This is a genomic window from Patiriisocius sp., assembly GCF_051252435.1.
Lineage (GTDB): Bacteria > Bacteroidota > Bacteroidia > Flavobacteriales > Flavobacteriaceae > Patiriisocius.
Map to the genome: position 1 here is coordinate 216,076 of NZ_JBPOFW010000003.1, position 24,354 is coordinate 240,429.

Annotated in this window: 25 protein-coding genes; 7 read left to right on the top strand and 18 right to left on the bottom strand. The window is 36.0% G+C overall.

Going from position 1 to position 24,354, the window contains the following annotated elements:
• Positions 1 to 37: 37 nt before the first annotated feature.
• The 12 genes from recN to ACSHW7_RS08505 form a co-directional block, all read right to left on the bottom strand.
• The gene (gene recN / locus ACSHW7_RS08450) at positions 38 to 1,690 is read right to left on the bottom strand and encodes a DNA repair protein RecN (protein WP_435678904.1); all 1,653 of its coding nucleotides are present in this window, start codon (positions 1,688 to 1,690) and stop codon (positions 38 to 40) included.
• A 57-nt stretch (positions 1,691 to 1,747) separates the two neighbouring features.
• Positions 1,748 to 2,638, bottom strand: coding sequence for a DUF4835 family protein (locus ACSHW7_RS08455; protein WP_435678905.1), 891 nt, complete (start codon positions 2,636 to 2,638; stop codon positions 1,748 to 1,750).
• Positions 2,631 to 3,845: a bifunctional phosphopantothenoylcysteine decarboxylase/phosphopantothenate--cysteine ligase CoaBC gene (coaBC, locus tag ACSHW7_RS08460; protein ID WP_435678906.1), complete on the bottom strand. Its 1,215-nt coding sequence runs from the start codon at positions 3,843 to 3,845 to the stop codon at positions 2,631 to 2,633. Before coaBC ends, ACSHW7_RS08455 begins: the two co-directional genes overlap by 8 nt.
• Positions 3,846 to 3,849: 4 nt before the next feature.
• Positions 3,850 to 4,185 (bottom strand): DNA-directed RNA polymerase subunit omega, encoded by a 336-nt coding sequence (locus tag ACSHW7_RS08465; RefSeq protein WP_435678907.1) that lies wholly within the window; start codon positions 4,183 to 4,185, stop codon positions 3,850 to 3,852.
• A gap of 4 nt (positions 4,186 to 4,189) precedes the next feature.
• The gene (locus ACSHW7_RS08470) at positions 4,190 to 5,026 is read right to left on the bottom strand and encodes an outer membrane protein assembly factor BamD (RefSeq protein WP_435678908.1); all 837 of its coding nucleotides are present in this window, start codon (positions 5,024 to 5,026) and stop codon (positions 4,190 to 4,192) included.
• 132 nt (positions 5,027 to 5,158) lie between these two features.
• On the bottom strand, positions 5,159 to 6,037 hold the full coding sequence (dapA, locus tag ACSHW7_RS08475) for a 4-hydroxy-tetrahydrodipicolinate synthase (protein ID WP_435678909.1): 879 nt from the start codon (positions 6,035 to 6,037) through the stop codon (positions 5,159 to 5,161).
• Between the two features lie 28 nt (positions 6,038 to 6,065).
• Complete coding sequence (locus ACSHW7_RS08480) at positions 6,066 to 6,584, bottom strand: DUF6913 domain-containing protein (RefSeq protein ID WP_435678910.1); 519 nt, start codon at positions 6,582 to 6,584, stop codon at positions 6,066 to 6,068.
• Positions 6,585 to 6,656: 72 nt separating this feature from the next.
• Positions 6,657 to 8,696 carry an NAD-dependent DNA ligase LigA gene (gene ligA, locus ACSHW7_RS08485; protein ID WP_435678911.1) on the bottom strand — a complete coding sequence of 680 codons (2,040 nt, stop codon included), beginning with the start codon at positions 8,694 to 8,696 and terminating at the stop codon, positions 6,657 to 6,659.
• 7 nt (positions 8,697 to 8,703) lie between these two features.
• Entirely contained in the window at positions 8,704 to 10,659 is a 1,956-nt protein-coding gene (gene dnaA / locus ACSHW7_RS08490) for a chromosomal replication initiator protein DnaA (RefSeq protein WP_435678912.1), read from the bottom strand.
• 94 nt (positions 10,660 to 10,753) lie between these two features.
• Complete coding sequence (locus tag ACSHW7_RS08495) at positions 10,754 to 11,344, bottom strand: TIGR00730 family Rossman fold protein (RefSeq protein ID WP_435678913.1); 591 nt, start codon at positions 11,342 to 11,344, stop codon at positions 10,754 to 10,756.
• A gap of 4 nt (positions 11,345 to 11,348) precedes the next feature.
• A complete protein-coding gene (gene prmC, locus ACSHW7_RS08500; RefSeq protein ID WP_435678914.1) occupies positions 11,349 to 12,206 on the bottom strand; it encodes a peptide chain release factor N(5)-glutamine methyltransferase in 858 nt (285 codons plus the stop codon).
• A gap of 1 nt (position 12,207) precedes the next feature.
• Positions 12,208 to 12,693 (bottom strand): GNAT family N-acetyltransferase, encoded by a 486-nt coding sequence (locus tag ACSHW7_RS08505; protein WP_435678915.1) that lies wholly within the window; start codon positions 12,691 to 12,693, stop codon positions 12,208 to 12,210.
• A 27-nt stretch (positions 12,694 to 12,720) separates the two neighbouring features.
• Here ACSHW7_RS08505 and ribD point away from each other — a divergent pair, with 27 nt between their 5' ends.
• From ribD to ACSHW7_RS08520, 3 genes are read left to right on the top strand one after another with little or no spacing between them, the layout of a single operon-like run.
• Positions 12,721 to 13,791, top strand: a complete 1,071-nt coding sequence (gene ribD / locus ACSHW7_RS08510; protein ID WP_435678916.1) for a bifunctional diaminohydroxyphosphoribosylaminopyrimidine deaminase/5-amino-6-(5-phosphoribosylamino)uracil reductase RibD — start codon at positions 12,721 to 12,723, stop codon at positions 13,789 to 13,791.
• A complete protein-coding gene (locus tag ACSHW7_RS08515; RefSeq protein ID WP_435678917.1) occupies positions 13,788 to 14,663 on the top strand; it encodes an EamA/RhaT family transporter in 876 nt (291 codons plus the stop codon). Before ribD ends, ACSHW7_RS08515 begins: the two co-directional genes overlap by 4 nt.
• Positions 14,660 to 15,280, top strand: coding sequence for an IMPACT family protein (locus ACSHW7_RS08520; RefSeq protein WP_435678918.1), 621 nt, complete (start codon positions 14,660 to 14,662; stop codon positions 15,278 to 15,280). Before ACSHW7_RS08515 ends, ACSHW7_RS08520 begins: the two co-directional genes overlap by 4 nt.
• Before the next feature lie 27 nt (positions 15,281 to 15,307).
• Here the strand turns inward: ACSHW7_RS08520 and ACSHW7_RS08525 are convergent, their stop codons facing one another.
• Positions 15,308 to 15,703 carry an acyl-CoA thioesterase gene (locus ACSHW7_RS08525; RefSeq protein ID WP_435678919.1) on the bottom strand — a complete coding sequence of 132 codons (396 nt, stop codon included), beginning with the start codon at positions 15,701 to 15,703 and terminating at the stop codon, positions 15,308 to 15,310.
• A gap of 205 nt (positions 15,704 to 15,908) precedes the next feature.
• On the opposite strand from ACSHW7_RS08525, the gene dnaA (ACSHW7_RS08530) reads away from it, so the two are divergent.
• From dnaA (ACSHW7_RS08530) to ACSHW7_RS08545, 4 genes are all read left to right on the top strand, one after another.
• Positions 15,909 to 17,339, top strand: a complete 1,431-nt coding sequence (dnaA, locus tag ACSHW7_RS08530; RefSeq protein WP_435678920.1) for a chromosomal replication initiator protein DnaA — start codon at positions 15,909 to 15,911, stop codon at positions 17,337 to 17,339.
• Positions 17,340 to 17,406: 67 nt separating this feature from the next.
• Positions 17,407 to 17,859, top strand: a complete 453-nt coding sequence (locus ACSHW7_RS08535; RefSeq protein ID WP_435678921.1) for a low molecular weight protein-tyrosine-phosphatase — start codon at positions 17,407 to 17,409, stop codon at positions 17,857 to 17,859.
• A 47-nt stretch (positions 17,860 to 17,906) separates the two neighbouring features.
• Positions 17,907 to 19,289, top strand: a complete 1,383-nt coding sequence (locus ACSHW7_RS08540; protein ID WP_435678922.1) for a PQQ-dependent sugar dehydrogenase — start codon at positions 17,907 to 17,909, stop codon at positions 19,287 to 19,289.
• Positions 19,290 to 19,417: 128 nt separating this feature from the next.
• Entirely contained in the window at positions 19,418 to 20,131 is a 714-nt protein-coding gene (locus ACSHW7_RS08545) for an SAM-dependent methyltransferase (RefSeq protein ID WP_435678923.1), read from the top strand.
• A 7-nt stretch (positions 20,132 to 20,138) separates the two neighbouring features.
• On the opposite strand, the gene ACSHW7_RS08550 is transcribed toward ACSHW7_RS08545, so the two are convergent.
• From ACSHW7_RS08550 to ACSHW7_RS08570, 5 genes are all read right to left on the bottom strand, one after another.
• Complete coding sequence (locus ACSHW7_RS08550; RefSeq protein ID WP_435678924.1) at positions 20,139 to 20,789, bottom strand: peptidoglycan-binding protein LysM; 651 nt, start codon at positions 20,787 to 20,789, stop codon at positions 20,139 to 20,141.
• Positions 20,790 to 21,312: 523 nt separating this feature from the next.
• Complete coding sequence (mltG, locus tag ACSHW7_RS08555) at positions 21,313 to 22,356, bottom strand: endolytic transglycosylase MltG (protein WP_435678925.1); 1,044 nt, start codon at positions 22,354 to 22,356, stop codon at positions 21,313 to 21,315.
• Positions 22,357 to 22,377: 21 nt separating this feature from the next.
• Positions 22,378 to 22,914 (bottom strand): GNAT family N-acetyltransferase, encoded by a 537-nt coding sequence (locus ACSHW7_RS08560; RefSeq protein WP_435678926.1) that lies wholly within the window; start codon positions 22,912 to 22,914, stop codon positions 22,378 to 22,380.
• 64 nt (positions 22,915 to 22,978) lie between these two features.
• A complete protein-coding gene (locus ACSHW7_RS08565; protein ID WP_435678927.1) occupies positions 22,979 to 23,827 on the bottom strand; it encodes a mechanosensitive ion channel family protein in 849 nt (282 codons plus the stop codon).
• Positions 23,824 to 24,354 (bottom strand): DUF1003 domain-containing protein, encoded by a 531-nt coding sequence (locus ACSHW7_RS08570; protein ID WP_435678928.1) that lies wholly within the window; start codon positions 24,352 to 24,354, stop codon positions 23,824 to 23,826. The genes ACSHW7_RS08565 and ACSHW7_RS08570 overlap by 4 nt, the downstream gene beginning before the upstream one ends.

Here is a 24,354-nt window from a genome sequence, read left to right on the forward strand (position 1 = left end):
ATCGTTTATTGTACTGTAAATATACTATTACTTTTAATTAATTGAGTAACTCGCGTGCATTCGCTAATGCTGTATCTGTAATTTTATTTCCGCTAATCATTTGAGCAATTTCCACAATGCGCTCTTCATCGGTAAGTTGTTTCATTTGAGTTACCGTTTTATTATTAATATCTTCTTTAAAAACTTTAATATGTTGCGCTCCTTTTGAAGCTATCTGCGGAAGGTGAGTAATACTGATCAATTGCATTTCTTTGCTCATTTCACCCATAATCGCAGCCATTTTTAATGCGATTTCTCCTGAAACACCTGTGTCAATTTCATCAAAAACTAAGGTGGGCAATTTTTTATACTTTGCAAGCACAGCCTTTACCGAAAGCATAATTCTACTCATTTCTCCACCCGAAGCCACCTTTTTAATTGCCCCTAAAGAACTTCCTTTATTTGCTGTAAAATTAACTTGCAAAGAATCCGCACCATTAAATCTAAAATTACCGACTTTTTTAATATCAAATTCAAATTGTGCATTGGGTAATCCAAGCATGTCAAGATATACTTTTAGCTTTTCCAATAACTTCGAAACCGCTTTTTTTCTGGCAGTATGTAATTGTTCAGCTAGGGTTTTAAGTTCATTGTAAAGAGACTCTTTTTTGATTGTCAACTTCTCGATAATTGTATCAAGGTGTAATGTTGTATCTATTTTTGAAGACAGCTCGGTTTCAATAGCAATAAGATCTTCAACAGTGTTAACATTATGCTTTTGTTGAAGTTTATAAAGCACTTGCAATCTATCATTAATAGTAGCCAACTCGCTAGGGTCTGCTTCCACTTTTTGCGAAGCACGTTCGGCGGCTTCATAAATATCTTCAAGTTCTATGACAACACTATTAAGGCGCTCATAAATTTCTTTATAATTTTCTGTGAATGCTGAAATTTTATTAATAAAACTCCTCGCCTCCTTTGCAGTCTCGATGGTCCCAATTTCTTCATGAGAAAAAAGTTGCATCAATGATGCGAAAGATGCCTCAATAGTTTCAGCATTATCAAGTGTATTGAAGGTGTCTTCCAATTCTTCTTGATTGAGTTTTGAAAGATTTGCTTCGGCGAGTTCGTTTTGTAAAAATGTATTGTAGTCCAGCTCTTTTAAAGCTTCATTTTTAAGTTGGATTTGCGCGTCAAGTACTTTTGAGACATCATTATATTCAGATAGCACATTTTCGTAGTTCTTCAAAACCGGGAAGTTACCACCAAGCGCATCGAGCACTTCAAGCTGAAATTCCTCACTCGCAAATGACCGTGTCTCATTTTGACTGTGGATGTCCACAAGATGCTCACCAAGCGCTTGCAGTTGCGCCAAACTTACTGGAGTATCGTTCACAAATGCGCGAGATTTACCACTTGGTAAAATTTCTCTACGTATAATAGTGTTGTCGTCGTAATCCAAATCGTTTTCGGAAAAAACATTGGATAAATCATAATTCTTCAATGCAAATTCGCCCTCAACAACGCATTTTAAAGTTGCGTCTTTTACGCTCGTACTGTCTGCACGTTTCCCCATTAATAGGGCAAGTGCTCCAAGTAAAATTGATTTTCCAGCACCGGTTTCGCCTGTGATAATCGTCAAACCGTCATCAAGTCCAACACGAATGTCCTCAATTAATGCGTAGTTTTTTATGGAAAGACTTAAAATCACAAAAAGAATTTTTAAGATAAAAATGCCGTGATACTATGAAATTTATTGTAGAACAGATTATCTAATTTCTGCCCAAGAAGAACGTCTCGTTGGCGCCATTCTGTTAAGAGATTCAACAATATCAACTGTATCCATTGCAGGGCCACCACTATATATTGTTTTAATCTCATCTACTTTTGCATCAAAAAACGTACGTAGTAAGTATGAATTAGGACGCCTATCATTAATGCTTTTTAGAGTTTGCAGCGCCTTTGCAATACTTGTTTTTGCCGCTAATGGATCCTCTGCCATTTCATCCATTCCCAATCTGTGATATTCGTACATAGCCGTGTGGAATTCTTTATAGACAGGACTTACCATTGCATCGTTAAATCTATAACGGGATTGTGTCCCATCCGTAGATTTCCAACCAGCAAAACTACTTGAAGAAGCGGTGTTAATAATTTGCTTTGCCACTTCGTGATAAGGGTCTCCGCCATTTAACTCAAACGTACTAGCATCAAGACCAATAATGGTGTAGATGTGATAGGTTATAATCGAAATTAAGTTTGAATTAAACTGATTGATATTGAAAACCAACGGCTCAAATTCTTTATAATTAAAACTAACCTGTTTGTCATTATAATTATAGGTTGATGTATTATATGTGGAGTTAAAAACCGGTCGAGAAGCCTGTACTTGCAATGAACCACTAAATGAATCACCATCATACGAAGTAACAATCAACGTAAAATTACAGTCAATACGCTCTTGGTTTTTATATTCCTCCGTAGTCCATTGTTGTGTATTGATAAACTCTGTTAACTGTTGCTGTAATGTTCTAAAAATTTGAAGATTTGTATTTCCCCCTGCTTGTTCTGAGTTTACCGTTACAACTGCATTTAACTCTTGAGCCATACTCGTTGAAACCGTTACTAACAATCCTATGAAATATAAAAATTTACGCATCTATCTTTGTCCTAATATGTTCTAAAATGTCTTTTGCAACTTCTTGCTTTGATTTAACATCAAAAGAGGTCACTTTATTGCCTTTTTCTATAAATGTCACTTTGTTGGTGTCGGCTTTAAAACCTGCACCTTTGTCTCTTAGCGAATTTAATACAATTAAGTCTAAATTCTTTTTTTCAAGTTTCTTTTTTGCATTTTCAATTTCATTCTGCGTTTCAAGGGCAAAACCAACTAAAAATTGAGAGGTTTTTATTTTTCCTACGGAAGCTAAAATATCCTGCGTTCGTTCTAACTCGATGGTCATTCCCTCACCTTCTTTCTTCTTTATTTTTTCTTCGGAAATATGAATGGGGCGATAATCTGCCACTGCTGCACTAAAAATAGCAACATCACTATCTGCCACATCATTATGGACTGCCTCATACATTTCAGCAGCCGAAGTCACTCTAACAACTTTCATCAAATTTTCATCAACAGCAACAGAAGAGGGCCCTAATACCAAAACAACCTCAGCACCTATTTTTGCAGCTTCGGCAGCAATGGCACATCCCATTTTTCCGCTAGAATGATTGCCAATAAACCTTACAGGATCAATTGCTTCAAAAGTGGGACCTGCAGTGATGAGTATTTTTTTTCCTCTTAAAGGTAAATTTTTAGAAATTTCGGCTTCTATAAAACTTACGATAGTTTCGGGTTCTGCCATTCTCCCTTGTCCTATCAATCCGCTAGCCAATTCACCGTGAGTAGCTTCTATTCTAATATTTCCGTAGCCATCTAACGTATCAAACGTATTTTTAGTGGAAGGGTGTTTGTACATATCCAAGTCCATCGCAGGAGCATAATACACGGGACATTTTGCAGAAAGATACACGGCTAACAGAATGTTATCGCAGGTGCCGTGTGCCATTTTTGAAAGCGTATTCGCTGTCGCAGGAGCGATAATAAACAAGTCTGCCCAAAGGGCTAACTCAACATGGTTATTCCATTGGGCAGTATCATCTTCTTCATTGGTGAACGAAGAAAAAACTTCATTTTTTGAAAGCGCGGAAAGCGTTAATGGGGTAACAAAATCTTTTGCCGTTGGGGTCATTACAACCTTTACGTCTGCCCCTGCTTTTACCAACAATCGCACTAAAAAACTAGCCTTGTAAGCGGCAATACCGGCTGTAACGCCAAGCAATATGTTTTTTCCGCTTAAGACTGACATTTTTTTATTGTGCTATATCTTCGTCTGCAGTATTTCTGTAGTAGATTTTATCATCTAACCATTCTTGTACTGCAAGAGAGTGTGGCTTAGGTAATTTTTCGTAGAATTTTGAAACTTCGATTTGCTCTTTGTTTTCAAAAATCTCTTCAAGACTTTCGTTGTAAGTAGCAAATTCGTCAAGTTTCTCCAAAAGCTCTTTTTTAATGTCGCCATTAATTTGATTTGCTCTTTTTGAGATAATTGAAATTGCCTCATAAATGTTGTTCGTAGCCGCATCAACTTTGTTTTTGTCAATGGTTGTAGTACTTAACGGTGCTTCGCTATTTTTTATATCTGCCATAATCTTAATTTTCTGAAGTTGTTGTTGTATCGTATGTGCTCAAAAGCTTATCAACTTCTGCTAAAATTGCATCAGCCTCCGCTTTCATTTCACCTTCCTTGTAATATTTTAAATATTGTGTATAATATCCTTTTGCTGTAATCAAACGCTCTTCAACTACTGATGGAATACTATTGATTGCTCTATTATATGCTGCTTCAAATCTACCTAGAAATGCCTGTTCTCTATAAATTGAACCTGGATGGTCACTTATAAAATTTTCGTAAGCATCGATGGCAGGTTTAAAACTACCTATTTGCTTTCCAATCAATAAATACTGGTCGGCTGTTTCAATATCTTTCTTTTCTAATTTTTCACGCAACTCCTTTACAAGAGCATTTGACTCCTCTCTAAAATTTGAATTGGGATATTTATTGACATACGCCTGTAACTTTTCAAGAGCTTTTCTAGTGTCTTTTTGATCCAACGAATACCGTGGTGATAACTCGTAGTAGCTTTTCGCACTTTTATATGCTGCTCTTTCTACACTATCACTTTGAGGATATGAAGTCTCAAAACGTTCAAATTGATACCCTGCCACAAAATAATCCTCTAAAACATAAAATGTATTTGCATACATATACATCAACTTTTCTGCTTGGGGTTTCCCACGATACAATGGCACAATCTGCTCCATCAATCGTAAGGATTTTTTATATTTTCCTGTCTTACCAATTTGATAAAGCGAGTCTGCCATTTCAAATTTTGCAGTGGTATCATCACCCTTTAAAACGTTTTGATATTCACTACATGATGCAAAAAATAGCACCGTGAAAAGTAAGGGCAAAAAGTATAATTTCATTTGTCTAAAAAACATCGTGCAAAAGTAGTTAAATTAAAGAGATTACAAAAACATATTATTGGCTTCTATTGTTGTGCTCAAAGCGGAAATACAACATAAAAATCAAGATAGCTTTTGTTTAAAATTTCAGTATTAAGATTGAGAGAGAACAAAGGCCTCAATATCTTTCCTCAATTGCTCGCCAACCCCCACTAACGGGAGCCTTACAGTGTCTCCACAAATGTCTTTTGACTTAAAAACACTTTTAATCCCAGCAGGATTACCCTCCGCAAAAATATAGTTGATGCATGGCGCCATGTCATAATGTATTTTATAGGCAGCATCCACATCACGTTGTAACCCTAAACGAATCATGTTTGAAAACTGCTCTGGAAAACCTTCCCCAATCACCGAAATCACTCCCGCACCTCCCGCAAGAACCATGGGCAAAGCAATCATATCGTCTCCACTAATAACCAGAAAATCATCGGGTGTTTGATGTATCATTTCCATCGCTTGTACCAAGTCGCCTTTCGCTTCTTTTATGGCAATAATATTATCAAAATCGTTTGCCAATCTAGCTACCGTGCGCGGCTCCATATTGCTTGAAGTTCTTCCTGGAACATTATATAAAATAATAGGCTTTGAAGATGAGTTCGCGATTGCCGCAAAATGCTGATAAATCCCTTCCTGCGTTGGCTTATTATACATTGGAGAAACCGAAAGAACAGCAGCAAAAGCATCTAAATTTGTACTTTTAAACTCTTCTAAAACGGCCGCAGTATTGTTGCCGCCAATTCCCAAAACCAAAGGTAATTTTCCAGCATTGGTTTCAACAACCGTGTCAATAACGAGTTGCTTTTCTTGCTTGCTTAACGTAACGCTTTCTCCCGTAGTGCCCAGCACCACAAGATACTCTATACCGTTGTCTATTTGATACTGAACCACTCGCTTTAATCCTTCAACATCCACTTCAAAATTTGAAGTAAATGGGGTAATCAATGCAACTCCTGTCCCTATTAATTCTTTCATATTACTATCCGCAATCGCGGTTTTTAATTCAACTTAATTTCCCTAAAATTTTAAGGTACTTTTTAATTTCTTGAGCGACTTTGTCACCATCTTTTGTTTCCACAGAAACCATCAAATCATAAACGCGCTCATCACTATTTGTAAGTCCTATTTTAAATTTCGCACTACTTTTTGCTGCTACAACATCTATAAATTCATGACTCCCATTTTGAAAACAAATCAATGCGTCAAAACTCGAATTTACAAAATCTTTGACTTCCTTTCGTTTTAATTCTCCCCGCCACGTAAAATCTTTATTCGTGAATTGTTCACGCGTCAATGACGAATTTTTTTTATCAAACGTTACAAAAGATAAATAAGTAATGTTTTCTTCGGAAATTTTAAGCGCACTTCCAATCTTTTTCATTTCAGAAACATCCTTTACTCTATCGCCATTGTATAAAAAAGCCAACGTTTTAATTTTTCCGTTACGTTCTGAAGCATCTCTACTTAAGACTGGCTTGTCAATTTGCTTTTTTAAATTTTTAAGGCGTAGATTTTTGAACATTCGCTGGATTAAATGGTTTACAAAATTAAGATTTTTCTTGAGGGAATTTCTGAAATTTTATAAAACACATTTCTACAGCCCCACCATTGTTAAAAATTCATCTTCACTAATGATTGAAATTCCTAACGTTTCGGCTTTTGCCAATTTGCTTGGCCCCATATTTTCACCAGCAACTACATAATTTGTCTTCCCAGAAATACTCCCGGAAACCTTACCGCCATTATCTTCAATCAACTTTTTTAATTCTGTACGGGAAACTTTTGCAAATACACCTGAAACCACAAAAATATTACCGCCCAAAGTATCTGTTTGATTTGCCAATTCGGCTTCGCTAATTTGTAATTGAACGCCGGCATTTCTTAATCTTTCGACAATTTTTCTATTAATTTCTCCTGTTTTGGAAGCTTCGGTAAATAAATCGGAGCTCTTTTCCGAAGTAAAAAAAGCAACCACACTTTGCGCAATGCGCTCCCCTATTTCATCTACGGCGATAAGTTGTTCCTCAGTCGCAGCCATCAATACGTCAATACTTTTAAAGTGTTTGGCCAATTTTTTTGCCACAGTTTCTCCCACAAAGCGAATTCCCAAAGCAAAAAGAACACGCTCAAAAGGCACTTCTTTTGAAGCAGCAACTCCCGCAACTAAGTTCTCGGCACTTTTTTGCGCCATTCGTTCTAAAGGCAAAAGCTGCTCTACTTTTAAATCGTATAAATCCGCATAATTTGAAATTAAATTATTCTCCACTAACAAAGCAACTGTTTCCCCACCAAGGCCTTCAATATCCATCGCTTTTCTTGAAATAAAATGCTGAATGCGACCAATAATCTGCGGTGGACATCCCTCTTCATTCGGGCAATAATGCTTGGCATCGCCTTCTGTTCTCACCAATGCAGTCGCACATTCGGGACACTGTTCAATGTATTTTGTAGGTGTAGAATTTGCAGGACGCTCTTCAAATTCTACACCAATAATTTTAGGAATAATCTCCCCTCCTTTTTCAACATATACGGTATCTCCTTCGCGGATGTCCAATTTCTCAATTTGGTCTGCATTGTATAATGAAGCACGTTTTACGGTGGTACCGGCCAGCTCAACGGGTTCTAAATTGGCAACGGGTGTAATGGCTCCCGTACGCCCCACTTGATAGGTTATTTCATTTAAAACGGTACTCACTTGCTCCGCCTTAAACTTATAAGCCATCGCCCAACGCGGCGATTTTGCTGTATAACCGAGTTCCTCTTGTTGCTGTAAATTGTTTACTTTAACAACGACGCCGTCAGTTTCATAAGGCAATTCGTGACGATGGATATCCCAATAATTTACAAATTTTAGAACCTCATCAACGCTTCTGGCAAGTTTAGCAATTGGTGGGACTTTAAAACCCCATTCGGTTGCTTTTTTAAGGCCTTCCATTTGGGTTTTTACCGGTAATTTTTCACCAACCAAACTATACATCAAACATTCTAAAGGTCGTCGAGCCACCTCACTACTATCCTGTAATTTTAAACTTCCGGAAGCTGTGTTTCGGGGGTTTCTGTAGGGTTCTTCTCCAGCGGCTTCTCGCTCCTCGTTCATTTTTATAAATCCGTCAAATGGTAGTACGATTTCGCCACGTATTTCAAATTTCGGAGGAAAATCTCCTTTTAATTTTAAGGGGACAGATTTGATTGTTTTTATATTGGTCGTAACATTATCTCCTTGAAAACCGTCACCGCGCGTAACGGCTTTTACTAACGTTCCTTCTTCATAAGTCAAACTCATCGACGCCCCGTCGTATTTGAGTTCACAAGCAAATTCTACAACACCATCCACTTGTTTTTTGATTCTATTTTCCCAGTCTTCGAGGTCTTCTTTTGAATAGCTGTTATCCAAAGAATACATGCGGTATTCGTGCTTTATAGTATCAAAATTCTTTGTCACTTCACCGCCTACGCGCAAGGTGGGAGAATTGGCATCATAAAATTCCGGGTGTGCTGTTTCGAGCGCCTGTAGTTCCTTTAATTTTATATCAAAATCATAATCCTCGATGGTGGGATTATCGAGCACATAATAGTTGTAATTATGTTCGCGAAGTTCATTGCGAAGTGTCTTTATTTTTTCTTCCGTAGTCATACTTGATCTATGATAAAGATTTTATTATTAACTCAATGACCTCTTTAATATCCACTCCTATATATTCTGCAAACTTGAGCAATGTATCTTTACCCTTAACAAAACTCTCTAGGGCCTCATTAGTCCATTTCATACGTTCAAAGCCTCTTTTAAGACTTGAAAAAAAACGTCTAAATTTGTTTTTAAATTTCCCATTTTTTGCCTCTTCAATATTCTCCTCCGAAAAAGTATCTAACTCATTTTGTATTATCTCAGCCTCTCTACGTAGGTCTATGTCTGTAATACTTTTTTTTATGTCATCAAAAGCATCTTGAATGTCACAAATTTCTTTTTCCTCGAAAGCGAATAGAACTTCTATTTCCTGTTCTTGATGTTGCTCCTGATTTTGAGTTAAACTTATATTTATTGGAACCATATACGGGGATAAAAACAAGGTTCTCAATTCTCTATTTACATCCTCTAAATATGAATTTTTAAAGTCAGCAATTTCTAGGTCAGTTCTGAATTGGCTAACCTGAGCATTGTATTTAACTTCTAAAAAAGCAATTTCTTTCTTCAATTCTTTAATGACAATTTTATCTTTCAAATTGATTTCATCATGCTTAGCTAAGTCAATATATTCATCAAGATATCCCTTTATACTTTCAATATCGGAATCACCATAAAGAGTCATTTCGAAATCGATACCTTCTTGAGTTTTGATGATTCTAAAATCGATAGACGGCCCTTTAGTTTCTTTCACGTAGTCATCAAAACTAATTAGATATTTTAAAAATGCATTCCTCAAAATCTTGGGCATTTTAATTGAATCATGAAATATTCTTTCAGAATTTTTTACATAATTATCTATTACTTTTTTTGCTAAATTTATAGTAATTTCTCTTTTGTTGAACGATGAATGAGCAATCAATGAAATAATGGCACCTTCTAATTCACGAATATTTGTCTTGATGTTATTCGCTAAAAACTCAACGATATCATCTGGCACTTCAACACCATCACGATATAATTTATTTTTTATAATCGCTACGCGGGTTTCATAATCTGGATGATTTAATTCAGCAGACAACCCCCATTTAAAGCGTGATAAAAGTCGTTGCTCTATATCAATCATATCAACTGGCGACTTATCACTAGTTATGATAATTTGACGGCCATTTTGATGTAAATGGTTGAAAATATGGAAAAATACATCTTGCGTTCCCGCTTTTCCAGACAACAATTGAATATCATCCATAATCAACACGTCAATCACTTGATAGAAATGTATAAAGTCGTTACGATTGTTCTTTTGAACAGACTCGCTATATTGTTGAACAAATTTCTCTGCGGAAATGTATAACACCGTTTTCTCCGGATATTTATCTTTAATATTTACACCAATCGCATGGGCTAAATGTGTCTTACCTAATCCAACGCCACCGAATACAAATAACGGATTGAAAGAAGTTCCTCCTGGCTTATTTGACACCGCAATACCTGCAGAACGGGCCAAGCGGTTAGATTCTCCTTCAAGAAAACTCTCAAAGTTATAATTGGGATTAAGTTGTGATTCTATTTTCAGGTTACGGATTCCAGCAATAATAAAAGGGTTTTTTAAATCTAGAGACTTATTCTCAATTGGAGTTTGTGTGTTTTGAGATAACCCTACATTCGTTCTATTAGAACTTGGTATTCGTTCTGTAAATGGTTGCTTATTTCCATAGGTATTTTCCATACGAATAACATATACCAATTTTCCTTCATCACCAAGTTCTTTGGTTAATGCAACTTTTAATAATTTCGAGTAATGCTCCTCAATCCATTCATAAAAAAATTTACTTGGTACCTGAATAGTTAAAGTTTTTTCATGGATTTTTACCGCTTTAATGGGCTCAAACCATGTATTGTAGGCTTGAGAAGAAATGTTCTCTTTGATAAACTCTAAGCAACTATTCCAAACAGTATTTGCAGTTTTACTCATAAAAACAAAGATAAATAACAAAATGGTACAAGGATTTTAGTCCCGTGCCATTTCATTGCATTTTTATTAACAAGTGTTAATGAAGAATACCGTTTTAAGTCCTATCTGGCTTTAACCATTGTGGAACTTCGGGTGCTTTGAAGTTGCGCATTTTTTGGAGTAATCTATCCACATCATCATCGACTTGTAACAGCTCATAATTAGTCATACTTAGAAATCCGCGCTTGACCATCGTTTCTAAAAGTCTAATCATATCTTCATAAAAACCATTGATATTGAGCAGACCAATGGGCTTTGAATGTAATCCCAATTGCCCCCACGTAATGACCTCAAATAATTCTTCAAGTGTTCCAAAGCCGCCGGGCAATGTGATAAACCCATCACTCATTTCCTGCATCATCATTTTTCTTTCGTGCATATTTTGAGTGGTATGCAACTCGGTCAACCCAAGATGGACGACTTCTTTTAATTTTAAAAATTCTGGGATGATACCAATTACTTTTCCGTTAGCATCCAAACAATTTTGAGCGATTGTGCCCATCACTCCTATCTTTGCCGCACCGTACACCAACGCGATATTTTGCTCGGCAAATGATTTCCCCAATTGGGCGGCAACTTTTGTGATTTGGGTGTCATTCCCATCACTACTTCCGCAGAAAACACAGATATTTTTTAAATCATTCATAACCTTAATTTTTAATGGAACATCGCAACATGCGGTCTTTGCCAAATATATCTTTTTTAATTTCAACGCTCTCAAAACCCTCATTTTCAATCATCTTCCGCGTCTCTTTTCCAAGATACTCATTTATCTCAAAATAAAGTTGACCATTTTCGGTCAAATGTGTTTTTGCCAAGCTAGCGATAACACGGTAAAAAACGAGCGGGTCTTCGTTGGTCACGAATAATGCACCCTCGGGTTCGTAACGCAGCACATTGTCCTGCATCATTTCTTTTTCTAAATTTCGCACATACGGCGGATTGGAAACAATCACATCATATCTCTGCGGAAATGAGCCAGTTTTAAGAATATCCATTTGCATAAAATCTACTTTGACCTTATTTAAAACAGAATTAGATTCCGCAATTTTCAGTGCTTCTTCTGAAATATCAATTGCCGAAACCTTTCCAAATTCTAAATTCTTCGCCAATGAAATTGCAATACAGCCTGAGCCAGTTCCGATATCTAAAATTTCGATTGAAGTTGGATTTGTAGAAATTTCAGAAGTAAGAATCCACTCGACGAGTTCTTCGGTTTCCGGTCTTGGGATGAGGGTGTGTTTATTCACTTTAAAAGGTAGCCCGTAAAATTCGGTGTGTCCTATTATATATTGTATGGGCGTGTTTTCTTTTAACTTCAAAAGTGCATCTTCAAAAGCAAGCAGCTTTTCTTCTGGAATAACTTCCATTTTTTTCAATGAAACCTCAAAGCGTGAATAGTTTAAAATTTCCGAAGAAAGCCAAGAGAAAAAACTCTGTATTTCTTCATCGGGATATTGTCCCGCGAGGTTTTTTTTAAAATGTATTTGAAGTTCTTGTAATTTCATTTTAAAGATTTCGAAGCATTTGGACGGGGCACGAAAAATGACCTGTATCCCCCAATGGCCCATCAAGATATTCAAAGCCGCTGCGTTTGTATAATTTTTGTGCGGCTTCCATATACGTCATCGTTTCGAGATAGCATTTTTCAAAACCAAGATCCTTTGCTGTTTGTAAACATAGCCTCATCATTTTCGTTCCAATGCCTCTGCCACGCGCTTCTTCGAGATAATACATTTTTTGAAGTTCGCAAACATTCCCGTCATAATTATCGAGTTGCGCCACGCCTGCCCCGCCAATAATTTTACCCGCTTCTTCCACGACAAAATAGGCCGCGCGCTCCTTTTTATAGGTTTCAAACATGCAATCTAAGGCAGCATCTGAATACGCAGTTCCCACTTTGGGCACCCCTAAATCCACGAGCACCTTGCGTATCACCTTTGCTATGTGGGGATTATCTTTTTTTTGAATTGGTCGTATGATAGCATCTGCCATAAGCCTAAATCATTGTATTTTTGAACTGTGAAAATACACGAAAAATACATGTCCCGTTGCATCCAACTTGCTAAAAATGGATTGGGAACAACGTACCCCAACCCGTTAGTTGGAAGCGTGATTGTTCACAACAATGTCATCATTGGCGAGGGCTGGCACTATAAAGCCGGGAGTCCTCATGCCGAGGTACATGCTATAAAGAATGCTGAAATGAGGTTGACTTCGGAAAAGAGCAGTCTCGAAAACATTTTTAGTGAAGCCACCATATATGTGAGTTTGGAGCCTTGTAGCCATTTTGGAAAAACGCCACCTTGCGCCGATTTAATCATTGCCAAAGGGATTAAAAAAGTGGTCATTGGAAGTACGGATCCAAATCCGAAAGTTGCCGGTCGTGGCATTAAAAAATTAATCGAAGCAGGTTGCGAAGTAATTATAGGGATTCTAGAAACCGAATGTGATGAACTTAATAAACGGTTTTTCACATTTCAGAATAAAAAAAGACCTTTTATTATTTTAAAATGGGCGGAAACGGCAGATGGTTTTATAGCACCAGTTTCGCGAAAAGAGCAAGCACCTGTTTGGATTACAAATGAGCTGTCGAGACAATTAACCCACAAAATGCGTACAGAGGAGCAATCCATTTTAGTGGGCACCACAACCGTTTTAGAAGACAATCCAAGTTTGACAGCACGCGATTGGAAAGGGTACTCTCCTGTGCGAGTGGTCATAGACACCGAATTAAAAATTCCAGAAACGGCTTCAATTTATGATGGAACTATAAAAACCATCGTACTCTGCGAAAAGCCTAAAAAGCATGATGGACATCTATTGTACGAACCTATTAAAATTTCAGAAGATATTCCTAGTCAAATTTGCACTATTCTTTACAAACATGAAATTCAAAGTGTGATTATCGAAGGCGGCATGAGAACGATTCAATCTTTTATTGATGTCAATCTCTGGGATGAAGCATTTGTTTTTAAAGGAAAAAGCATCTTTAAAAATGGAACTCCTGCACCCATATTACAAGGAAAGGTTATTGAGAAAATGAATATTAAAAATGATGAATTGATACATTTTAAAAATCACAGTCTATGATATATTTAGCTTTAAGCATCCTCGCATCGACTTTGATTTTTGTGATATTCAAACTTTTTGCGCGTTTTAAAATTAACACGTTACACGCAATCGTAGTCAATTATATAGTCGCATGTACTTGCGGAATTGTCGCTTACGGAAAAGCAATTCCGATTACCGAAATCCCAAACTATGACTGGTTTTATTACACATTGGGTCTTGGTGCACTTTTTATTATTGTATTTAATTTGATGGCAGTGACAACCCAACGGAGTGGACTTTCTGTGGTTTCGGTGGCAACAAAGATGAGCTTGGTGATTCCCATACTTTTTGGTTTGATTTACTACAGAGAATCCTTGGGTATATATAAAGGTATAGGAATGATCCTCGCGCTGGTTGCTGTTTATCTTGCTTCGATTAAAAATAGCGACGGACTTGTCGTAAAAAGAAAAAATTTAATTTTTCCCATTTTGGTTTTTTTGGGAAGCGGAATCATAGATACAAGTATAAAATATCTAGAAGATAGTTTTGTGGCCGATGGAGATATATCCATTTTTTCTTCAACTATTTTTGCAGCAGCTGCAATCATTGGTATTACAGTTATTAGCATTAAAGGAATTGTTGGAGGTGCAAAATTTCAATTTAAAAACATACTTGGTGGGATTGTTTTAGGAATACCCAATTACTTTTCTATCTACTTTTTGGTCAAAGCGTTACGTTCCGGTTTATTTGACAGTTCTGGCATTTTTACCATAAACAATGTGGGGATTGTAATGCTTTCAACACTGGTTGGGATTTTACTTTTCGGTGAAAAATTACTCCCTAAAAATTGGGCCGGGATTATTCTTGCCATCATCAGTATCTTTTTAGTAGCCTTAGGACAATTTTTATGAGTGAAACACGAGATACCTACCATACCATTTTAAAAGCTGGCAAAGAGACGCTCTTTAAGGAGAAAGGAAGTAAGTTTTATGGATATGCATTTCCCGTAACAACTGAGGATGAAATAAGAGATGCGCTGGAAGACTTAAAGAAAAAGCACCACACAGCAAGACATTTTTGCTACGCGTGGCAACTGGGACAAGAATATGAACACTATAGAGCAAATGATGACGGCGAACCCAATAATAGCGCCGGAATGCCAATTTACGGACAATTGCAGGCTTATGATGTGACAAATATTTTAGTTGTTTCGGTGCGGTATTTTGGTGGCACAAAATTAGGCGTTGGCGGTTTGATACAAGCCTATAAAACAAGTGCTCAATTAGCATTAGAGGCTTCAAAAATTAAAAAAATGACCATCAACGAACAATTTATTCTGAAATTTGAATATCCCGAAATGAATACCGTCATGCGGATTATCAAAGATGAAAATCTCAAGATTGAACATCAAAAAATGGAATTGTCTTGTGAAATTGAAATTTCAGTAAGAAAAAAAGAAGCGCAACGCATTTTTGAAATTTTTGAGAATACGTATAAAGTAGAAATCAAAAAACCAAAAAATGAATAACGAAAAAAATTACGTTTTGTTCAACTTTTAAGCTATTTTATCCAACAGATATTGGGGTGCTTTCATAAGCTTATTCGTTACCGAATTTACAAACACAAGTGTTGTCTCTCCCGTGACCAAAAGCAGGTCATTTTGATTGAAAATTTCGTAGTGAAATTCAATTCTGTACGTAGGAATTTTCTTTATTTTTGTCACGATGGTTATTTCATCATCATAATATGCAGGTTGCTTGTAATTTATGTTCAAGTTGATTACTGGCAAATGTACTCCGCTCTCTTCCATCCATCTATAAGAAAAGCCTATATTCCTTAACCATTCGGTTCTTCCCTGTTCAAAATATTGAGCGTAGTTGGCATGATAAACAATACCCATTTTATCGGTTTCATTATATCTTACTCTTAATTTTGTCGACGTTTCTTTCACAATATCTTTTAATAAAAAAGGTTACTTTTAAAGGAAGTGTTATTTCATTTAAGTATGCGAAAAAAAAACCGGAAATTCAATACTGATTTGGCTTTTTTTTTCACTTATTTGTTCACATATTTGTATCATCAGAAATCCGGCAGAAAATTCCAACTTTCTTCATTTCTGATAACAACCAATTAACTATACAATTCTAACAAAAATTATGAGTAATACTGCTGCAACCGTTTGGAATAATTGCCTCGCTTTTATCGAGGACAATATTACCACTCAGGCATACAAAACTTGGTTTGAACCCATTAAAGCAGTAAAACTTGCCGATAATGCATTAAGCATACAAGTACCGAGCAAATTTTTTTATGAGTGGCTTGAAGAGCATTATGTTAAACTATTAAAAGTTGCCTTGACCAAAGAACTTGGCGCTACTGCAAAATTGGTTTATGTTATTCGTATGGAAAACACCTACGGAAATAAACAACCCTTTACCGAGAGAATTCCCAGTTCAAACAGAAGTAATACTCAAGCATCACAAAATGTTGATGTCCCTCTTAAAAACAAGAGTCCAGAGCTTAAAAACCCGTTTGTTATTCCAGGAATTCGAAATGTAAAAATCGAATCACAACTTAACCCCAATTATAATTTTGAAAGTTTTCTTGAAGGAGAATCTAACCGCTTGGCGCGTTCTGCAGGTATTGCAGTGGCCAATAAGCCAGGAGGCACCTCTTTTAACCCACTTTTAGTTTTTGGCGGTGTAGGTCTTGGTAAAACGCATTTGGCGCATGCCATTGGTGTTGATATTAAAGATAAGTATCCGGAGAAAACGGTGTTATACATTTCCGCAGAGAAATTTGTACAACAGTATAGCGAGTCTGTTCAAAAAAACAATCGTAACGACTTTATACATTTCTATCAAGTGATTGATGTGTTGATTGTGGATGATATTCAATTGTTGTCTGGGAAAGCTGGAACGCAAGATGTATTTTTCCATATCTTCAATCATTTACATCAAAATGGACGTCAAGTCATTCTTACGAGCGACAAGGCACCCGTTGATATGATTGACATTGAACAACGACTTTTATCTCGTTTTAAATGGGGATTATCGGCTGAGTTAAACCACCCAGATTATGAAACCCGCGTAGCGATTATAAAAAATAAATTATATCGTGATGGTGTTGAAATGCCAGATGATATCGTTGAGTTTTTAGCGAATAACATCAAGACAAACATTCGTGAACTAGAGGGTGCTATCATTTCATTGATTGCGCATTCTTCATTCAACAAGAAAGAAATCACGATTGACCTTGCCAAAAAGATTGTTGATAATTACGTTAAACACACCAAGCGAGAAGTATCTATTGACTACATTCAAAAAGTAGTGAGCGATTACTTTCAAATGGATGTTGAAACGTTACAATCAAAAACCCGCAAGCGTCACATTGTACAAGCGAGACAACTTGCAATGTTTTTTGCGAAGAAATTTACAAAAGCATCCCTTGCCTCCATTGGCTCTCAAATTGGGCAGCGCGATCACGCTACGGTATTACATGCCTGTAAAACAGTAGATAATCTTTCGAGTACTGATAAACAGTTTAGAAAATACGTGGAAGACCTTCAGAAAAAGTTAACCATTTAATAATATTTAAATCCTGCTTTCGAGTGGGATTTTTAATTTTACTTCGGAAATTTTAAAAACGAAAATATTGAAAACAAAAATACTAATGGTGTGCCTTGGCAACATCTGCCGTTCCCCACTCGCAGAAGGCATCTTAAAAAGCATGATTGACCTTGATAAATTTGAAGTATCTTCAGCTGGAACGGGCGGTTGGCACGTGGGCAGTTTGCCAGACCCACGAAGCATTGCCGTAGCAGCAAAAAACGGAATTGACATTACCGACCAACGTGGTAAACAATTTTCAGAATATGATTTCGAAATCTACGACCACATTTTTGTAATGGATAATAGCAATTATCGAGATGTTATAAAGCGCGCCAACTCCCAAGATGAAATTAACAAAGTGCAAAGAATCCTTGACGAATTGTTTCCTGGTGAAAACGTTGATGTTCCAGACCCTTATTATGGCGGAGACAGCGGTTTTGATGATGTATTTGATATGCTAAATAAGGCTTGTGAGAAAATTGTGAGTAGACTTTAATTTTTTGGTATTTCCTTTTTAACTATCTTCCATAAAAAATTACAACTATGAAAAAATTACTTATCCCCTTTATTTTTATACTCTTCGGTTTTAGTTTTCACTTAAGCCTTCAAGCTCAAGAAATTTCATTAGAAACTTTTGCCGGTGGTTTTTCCTTTCCATTGGACTTACAAAATGCAGGAGACGACCGTTTGTTTGTTGTTGAAAAAGGTGGAGTTATCAAAATTCTTGACCTTAACGGAAATACGAATGCAACTCCTTTTTTGGACATACAATCACTCGTGAGCACTAACAGCGAACGCGGGTTATTGGGACTTGCTTTTCATCCCGATTATGAAACCAACGGATTTTTCTTTGTGCATTATTCAGATACTGCTGGCGACACTCAAATATCCAGATATTCAGTAAGCAGCTCAAATCCAGATGTTGCAGACCCAAACTCTGGATTACCAATTTTAAATGTTGCTCAACCTGCCTCTAACCACAATGGAGGGTCCATAGCTTTTGGGCCAGAAGATGGATTTTTATACATAGCTCTAGGAGATGGCGGAGGTGGAGGCGATACTGACAATAACGCACAAAATCTAGGATTACTTCTTGGCAAACTGCTTAGAATTGACATTGACAATCCTAACGGAGGGAATAATTATAGCATCCCTGCGGACAATCCATTTATAGGCAGCACAACTTCTAGAGATGAAATATGGGCACTAGGATTGAGAAATCCATTTAGATTCTCCATTGATGCTACTACGAACAATATTTGGATTGGCGATGTGGGCCAAAATGCTAAAGAAGAAGTAAATAGAGCTAGTTTAACCGAAGCCGGTCTTAATTATGGGTGGAGATGTTATGAAGGAAATTCTCCTTTTAACACAGCAAATTGCCCTCCCATGAACGAGTTAACATTTCCTGTTTTTGATTACAATTGGAGTGCTGGCGGTTCTGTTGTAGGAGGTTATGTCTATCGTGGATCTATTTACCAAGACCTTCAAAACGTTTATATATTTGCAGATATTGACGGAATGATATCCACTATTGATGGTAATGATGCCTACATAAACCAGGGTAATTTTTCAGGCACTTGGGTTGCATTTGGAGAGGATGTAAACAAAGAATTGTACATTGTAAATCTCAACGGATCCATCAGTAAAGTAAAAGGCGAAGTGATTTTAGAAGTAAATGACAATGAAACCGCTACAGTTTCAATATATCCTAACCCAGCTAACAATAAAGTTACTATTAACGTTTCGAATGATATTATGGAACGTATTACAATTTCAGATATCAAGGGAAGTGTTCTTTTTTCTGAAACGGTACAAACTTCACAAAAAGAAATATCAATTGAAGATTTTGCCAGTGGTATCTATTTTTTAAATATTAAAACGCAAAGCGGAAATGTGATAGTCAAAAAATTGATTGTCCAATAGCATACGAACTAAATTTGAATATTTAATTTAGAAAAATTGAACAATGTTGCCAATCGATTACAGTTCTAATCGATTAGCAACATTATTTTTTTGCCTATATTGAAGTTCCCATTTCTAATTAACAAACTATGAAAAGCGATAAAGGAAACCTCTACCTCATTCCCTGCACATTGGGTGACACTCCTCCATTTGAAGTACTACCATTGTTAGTAAAAAAAGCAGTGGAGCATATTGAATATTACATTGTAGAGCATGAAAAAAGCGCGCGTCGATTTATTAAAAGTGTTGATTCAAAAAAGAACCAAAATAGTTTAAAGATTGAAGAAATCAACAAGTTTACCAATTCTGAAGATATCCCAAACATGCTTCAACCTTGTCTTGAAGGACACGATGTTGGTGTTATTAGCGACGCTGGTTGCCCTGGCATTGCAGACCCCGGAGCAAATGTTGTTGCTTATGCACATACAAAAGGGATTAAAGTAGTGCCGTTGGTTGGCCCATCTTCTATTTTAATGGCGATGATGGCAAGCGGTTTCAATGGTCAAAATTTTGCATTTAACGGATATCTACCAATCGATAAAGGCGAAAGGAAAAGCGAAATAAAAAGATTAGAAAAGAGAAGTCAGCAAGAAAATCAGTCGCAATTATTTATCGAAACTCCTTATCGCAATAATCAAATGCTGGAAAGTCTTCATAACACATTACAAGGAAATACTAGCATTTGTGTGGCGTGCGACATTACTTTGCCCACCGAATACATAAGAACCGCCACCGCGACAGAGTGGAAAAGAATAAAGGTGGACCTTCATAAAAGACCCACCTTATTTATCATTCAGCAATAAAATAAAATTATATCACCGTTGCTTGTTTATTAGCTTTAATGTGCGATGTATCGTAGCCCGAAAACTTTTTAAGATAATATCCAATGGTCGTACCAAAGGCATCCTCAAAATTATAAGCACCACCGCTTCGAAGATATTTCTTAACATTTCCTGCTCCAGCGAGGTGTGCTGCTGCAAGAATTCCAGATTCCGTCACTTTAACGCCGTTGATGTATTTGCCTTTAAACCTTTTAATGTCTCTTCGCAAAATCCACTTGTTTCTTGACGTATGAGCAGCAAAAGCTTTTTCTTGCAATTTACTGTCTTTTATGAAACCCGTTGGATTATCAATCCCTATCATTGATAAAGTCGATTTTGCAAATTGATATTTTCCTAAATAACCAAATTGATTAATCGTACCATAATCTCCTCTAGATTCTTTAAAACCAAGAGCCTCTTTAAAACCTACATAGGTCTTACCAAGAAAAAGAGAAAACGTAGGGTTTAATTCTTCTGAAATGAAAAGTGATTGTTCAATTTCAGTAGGTACATTGTAGAAATAAGCGTTATCAGCAATTTTATAATGTGCTAAGTTCACAGCTTTTTTTGTACCAAAACTAGACATAACAAAAAATGTAGCTAGCATAATTACTGTACTTAAAAGAATGTTCTTTTTCATAGAAAATTATTTTGGCGAGAAATTTCTCACACTATTTTTCAGCGCGCAAAGATACAACATTTTTTATAAATTTGATTTTCAACATGTTAAATATTTCTTAACCCAAAATCAGGATTTATAAATCATTTTTCTAAAACGAAATTAAATAGAAATCAAACAGCTTATTCAAATAGGAAATTTCGTTATATACATAGTTATCAACAAATTAACCGAAACCTAGAGAGAAGGAAATTCCCACAAAGAAATCTTCTCGAGTTTCGTAGAATAAAGGAAAGTATAAAGTCGACAGGAATTTTAGTTTAGAATTCCACCGTTGAAAAGACAGTTTCGGTGGTCAATTGACGCATATTTCCGAAGAAAAAAAATTCACATCGATTTGTTTAGTTTCAATGTTTCACGCAAGGAACTCTAAAAAAGTTATTGATAAAGCTATTTCAATAAAGAAAAAGAATCTTAAATGCGATTAACATTTCGGCTTGTGTTAAAAAAATATTCTTCGGTATTTATGCTGTAATTTTTTAAACTATCTATTAATACCATTTTTATTGACCCACGCCACATATTCACTTTTATTCCGATTGTGCTGTGTTAAGGTTGAAGCAAATTTATGGTAACCAAAATTTGTTACATCTGCGACAAAATAATAATAGTCGTGATTTTCGTAATTTAAAACACCATCAATCGAAGTCACATCCGGCATGGCAATGGGTCCTGGAGGAACACCCGCATATTTATAGGTATTGTAAGGCGAATCTATTTCGAGGTCTTTGTAAAGAACACGCTTTATGATTTGGTTAAAATTGTTTTCGGTCTTCTTTTTGGCATAAATTACGGTCGGGTCTGCTTGCAACGGCATTCCTTTTTTAATGCGGTTGATATACACACCAGCAACCCGCGGGCGTTCTTCTATTTTGGCCGTTTCCTTTTGAACTATGGCCGCAAGTGCCATAATTTGATCTCTGGTCAATCCTAGATTTTCAGCTTTTTCGTTGCGCTGTGGCGTCCAAAAAGCATTATACTCAGCAAGCATTTTATCTCTAAAATTCTCTGCCGAAGTATTCCAGTAAACCTCGTACGTATTTGGAACAAACATACCAAGTGCGGTGTTATTGTTAAAACCAGATTTCTTTAAAAAAGCAGCATCACTAAATGCCTTATATAACGAAACGCTGTCTGCCTCAATTTGGTTTGACAAATGACCCGCGAGGTCTTCCAAACGTTCTTGATTGTTGAACTTGACTAAAATAGGTACATTTCCCGTACGTATGGAATTAATAATCTCGTTGTTATTACTCCCTTTTTTGATGATATAATGACCCGCCTTTATATTATTTGAATATCCTTTGCGGTTGGCAACAGTTTCAAAGGTTTCCATGTTTTCTATGAGGGGTTCTAATTCTTCTTTTACGTCATTAAAATTGGCACCTGTTTCAATATATACGTGTGCTTCTTCATTATTGAACGCTGTATTGGGCACAAATATATTGATATACACATAGTATGAAAATGCAGCCATCGCTACGAGACCAATGAGCGCAATGGCAAGAAGTATTTTTTTAAAGTACATAGTTTTTAATTTGGTATTTCGTTAATTCTGGGCACTCATCATTTTAAATAACTGAAATATCGACTCATTCTTAAATCCATTCTTCGTTTTTATCCAGTCTATTTTTGTTCCTGTTTTTTCAAATCCGGCATTTTTAAACATTGCTATACTCGCTTGATTATCGTCTGTAATATTGGCAAATATTTGGTGTGCTTCTAGTTTTTCAAAAGCATATTTACAAACCAAATTCAAACTTTCCTTGGCGTACCCTTTCCCTCTATTCTCTTTATTGTAAATCAAAATCCCTACTCCCACTCTGTGATGCAAAGGTTCAAAATCGAACAAATCTATAAATCCTAATGCATTATTTTCTTTGGTGGTAATGACCAGTCGTAACTGCTGCGCCTCAAAAATATCTTGTTGCGCGTTTGAAATATACTCTTTTAAAACTTCAATACTAAAAGGGGCAACGGTATTGCTCAATTCCCAAAGTGAAACATCGTTTTCAACCATTTCTAAAAACGCTAAATCACTTGGTTCAAGTAATCTTAAGTTGATATGTGTTCCTTTGATTTGCATTAAATTTTTGTGAATGATACGTTGTGGAAGTGCAACCACTTATAGCAATTATTATTTTCTACTTTTATTCTGTTTTTTTTATAATTATATTTTGGTAATTATAAGGTATCTCTATATTTTCTGCATCAAATCTTTCTTTGATTGAGCGTAATAAATCGCAATACATTATAAATCCATTTGAGGCGGAATCAGAATACGCCCAGGCCTTTAGTGTTACAGAAGAGTTACCTAATGCCACAACTCTAGAAACCACTTCAGGTAAATTATTTTGCATGTCTTCAGGTGTTCTGTTATCTATATGAAGTGGGTGGTTTATTATTTCCTCTTCCATTATTTTGAGAGCTTTACCTAAATCTGAATCATACCCAACCCCAATTTCTATCATCTTACAGACTTTAGTTTCAATCAAATTTGCATTAACAACTACTTGGGTGCTAATAACCGAGTTGGGTACGATAACACGATTATTTTCAAAATCCCTAAGAACGACTTGTCGTAAATTGATTTCTTCTACAATACCAGTATAATTTTGGTTAAAAGTAATTCTGTCATTAATTTTAAAAGGTTTGAACATAACTATTAAAAACCCACTCATAATGTTGCTTAGAGCTTGTTGTGAAGCTAAACCTGCCACTAGAGATAAAATACCTGCACCAGCCAACAACGAATGACCTACAATTTTCATTTCAGGTATTTGCACAAGTGCGAATGAAATACCAATTACATAAATAATTGCAGTAACTACTTTCTTGGCAAAAACATAACTTGTAGGATCTATATGCTTAGTTAAAACAAGTTTGTTTATATATTTTTCAGCCAAAAACCTGAATGAATATGCTATAACTATTGTTATTGCTATTATTATTCCTATTATAACAGCAGTTCTAAAATCTGTAAAAAGTGATTTTATCATAATTTCTTCTCAAGCTTTTTTAAGATTTCTAATTGTGCTGCCTGACTTTCAAATAATGATTGTATCTGTTCTTCTAAAATTAAGTCAATTTTTTGATTCAACGCATTTATTTCTAATTCAGCTTTTAGGTTAATGAGGTAATCATTCTCACCGCGTTTTCTGTCTTTCTCTTCTTGCCGGTTTTGACTCATCATAATAATGGGTGCTTGCAGTGCCGCAATACAAGAAAGGATGAGGTTCATTAAGATGAAAGGATAGGGATCAAAATTATCCTTTAATGGAGTTAGCGTGTTAAACAAAATCCAAATAACCAAAATTACAAAGAAGGAAATAATGAATGCCCAACTACCTCCAAATTTTGCGACTTTATCGGATATACTTTGCCCTTTGGTGAGTAACTCTTTTGGTGGGTTTAAAAGGTTATTAGTAATCAAATTTTCATCATCTATAGCTTTTTTTACTATTTCTTGAAGTTTCTTGATTTGAATGTTTTTAGCATTCAGTAAATTCTCTAAATCCTTATCCAT

Excerpts from the sequence above, each read along its gene's own strand:
- dnaA (WP_435678920.1), top strand. The coding sequence starts at position 15,909 with ATGAGTAATACTGCTGCAACCGTTTGGAATAATTGCCTCGCTTTTATC.
- ACSHW7_RS08455 (WP_435678905.1), bottom strand. The coding sequence starts at position 2,638 with ATGCGTAAATTTTTATATTTCATAGGATTGTTAGTAACGGTTTCAACG.
- ligA (WP_435678911.1), bottom strand. The coding sequence starts at position 8,696 with ATGACTACGGAAGAAAAAATAAAGACACTTCGCAATGAACTTCGCGAA.
- ACSHW7_RS08570 (WP_435678928.1), bottom strand. The coding sequence starts at position 24,354 with ATGGATAAGGATTTAGAGAATTTACTGAATGCTAAAAACATTCAAATC.
- ACSHW7_RS08560 (WP_435678926.1), bottom strand. The coding sequence starts at position 22,914 with ATGCAAATCAAAGGAACACATATCAACTTAAGATTACTTGAACCAAGT.
- ACSHW7_RS08540 (WP_435678922.1), top strand. The coding sequence starts at position 17,907 with ATGAAAAAATTACTTATCCCCTTTATTTTTATACTCTTCGGTTTTAGT.
- ACSHW7_RS08470 (WP_435678908.1), bottom strand. The coding sequence starts at position 5,026 with ATGAAATTATACTTTTTGCCCTTACTTTTCACGGTGCTATTTTTTGCA.
- ACSHW7_RS08550 (WP_435678924.1), bottom strand. The coding sequence starts at position 20,789 with ATGAAAAAGAACATTCTTTTAAGTACAGTAATTATGCTAGCTACATTT.
- dnaA (WP_435678912.1), bottom strand. The coding sequence starts at position 10,659 with ATGAGTAAAACTGCAAATACTGTTTGGAATAGTTGCTTAGAGTTTATC.
- ACSHW7_RS08565 (WP_435678927.1), bottom strand. The coding sequence starts at position 23,827 with ATGATAAAATCACTTTTTACAGATTTTAGAACTGCTGTTATAATAGGA.
- dapA (WP_435678909.1), bottom strand. The coding sequence starts at position 6,037 with ATGAAAGAATTAATAGGGACAGGAGTTGCATTGATTACCCCATTTACT.
- ACSHW7_RS08505 (WP_435678915.1), bottom strand. The coding sequence starts at position 12,693 with ATGGCAGATGCTATCATACGACCAATTCAAAAAAAAGATAATCCCCAC.
- ACSHW7_RS08495 (WP_435678913.1), bottom strand. The coding sequence starts at position 11,344 with ATGAATGATTTAAAAAATATCTGTGTTTTCTGCGGAAGTAGTGATGGG.
- ACSHW7_RS08480 (WP_435678910.1), bottom strand. The coding sequence starts at position 6,584 with ATGTTCAAAAATCTACGCCTTAAAAATTTAAAAAAGCAAATTGACAAG.
- ACSHW7_RS08515 (WP_435678917.1), top strand. The coding sequence starts at position 13,788 with ATGATATATTTAGCTTTAAGCATCCTCGCATCGACTTTGATTTTTGTG.
- prmC (WP_435678914.1), bottom strand. The coding sequence starts at position 12,206 with ATGAAATTACAAGAACTTCAAATACATTTTAAAAAAAACCTCGCGGGA.
- mltG (WP_435678925.1), bottom strand. The coding sequence starts at position 22,356 with ATGTACTTTAAAAAAATACTTCTTGCCATTGCGCTCATTGGTCTCGTA.
- ACSHW7_RS08520 (WP_435678918.1), top strand. The coding sequence starts at position 14,660 with ATGAGTGAAACACGAGATACCTACCATACCATTTTAAAAGCTGGCAAA.
- ACSHW7_RS08465 (WP_435678907.1), bottom strand. The coding sequence starts at position 4,185 with ATGGCAGATATAAAAAATAGCGAAGCACCGTTAAGTACTACAACCATT.
- ACSHW7_RS08545 (WP_435678923.1), top strand. The coding sequence starts at position 19,418 with ATGAAAAGCGATAAAGGAAACCTCTACCTCATTCCCTGCACATTGGGT.
- coaBC (WP_435678906.1), bottom strand. The coding sequence starts at position 3,845 with ATGTCAGTCTTAAGCGGAAAAAACATATTGCTTGGCGTTACAGCCGGT.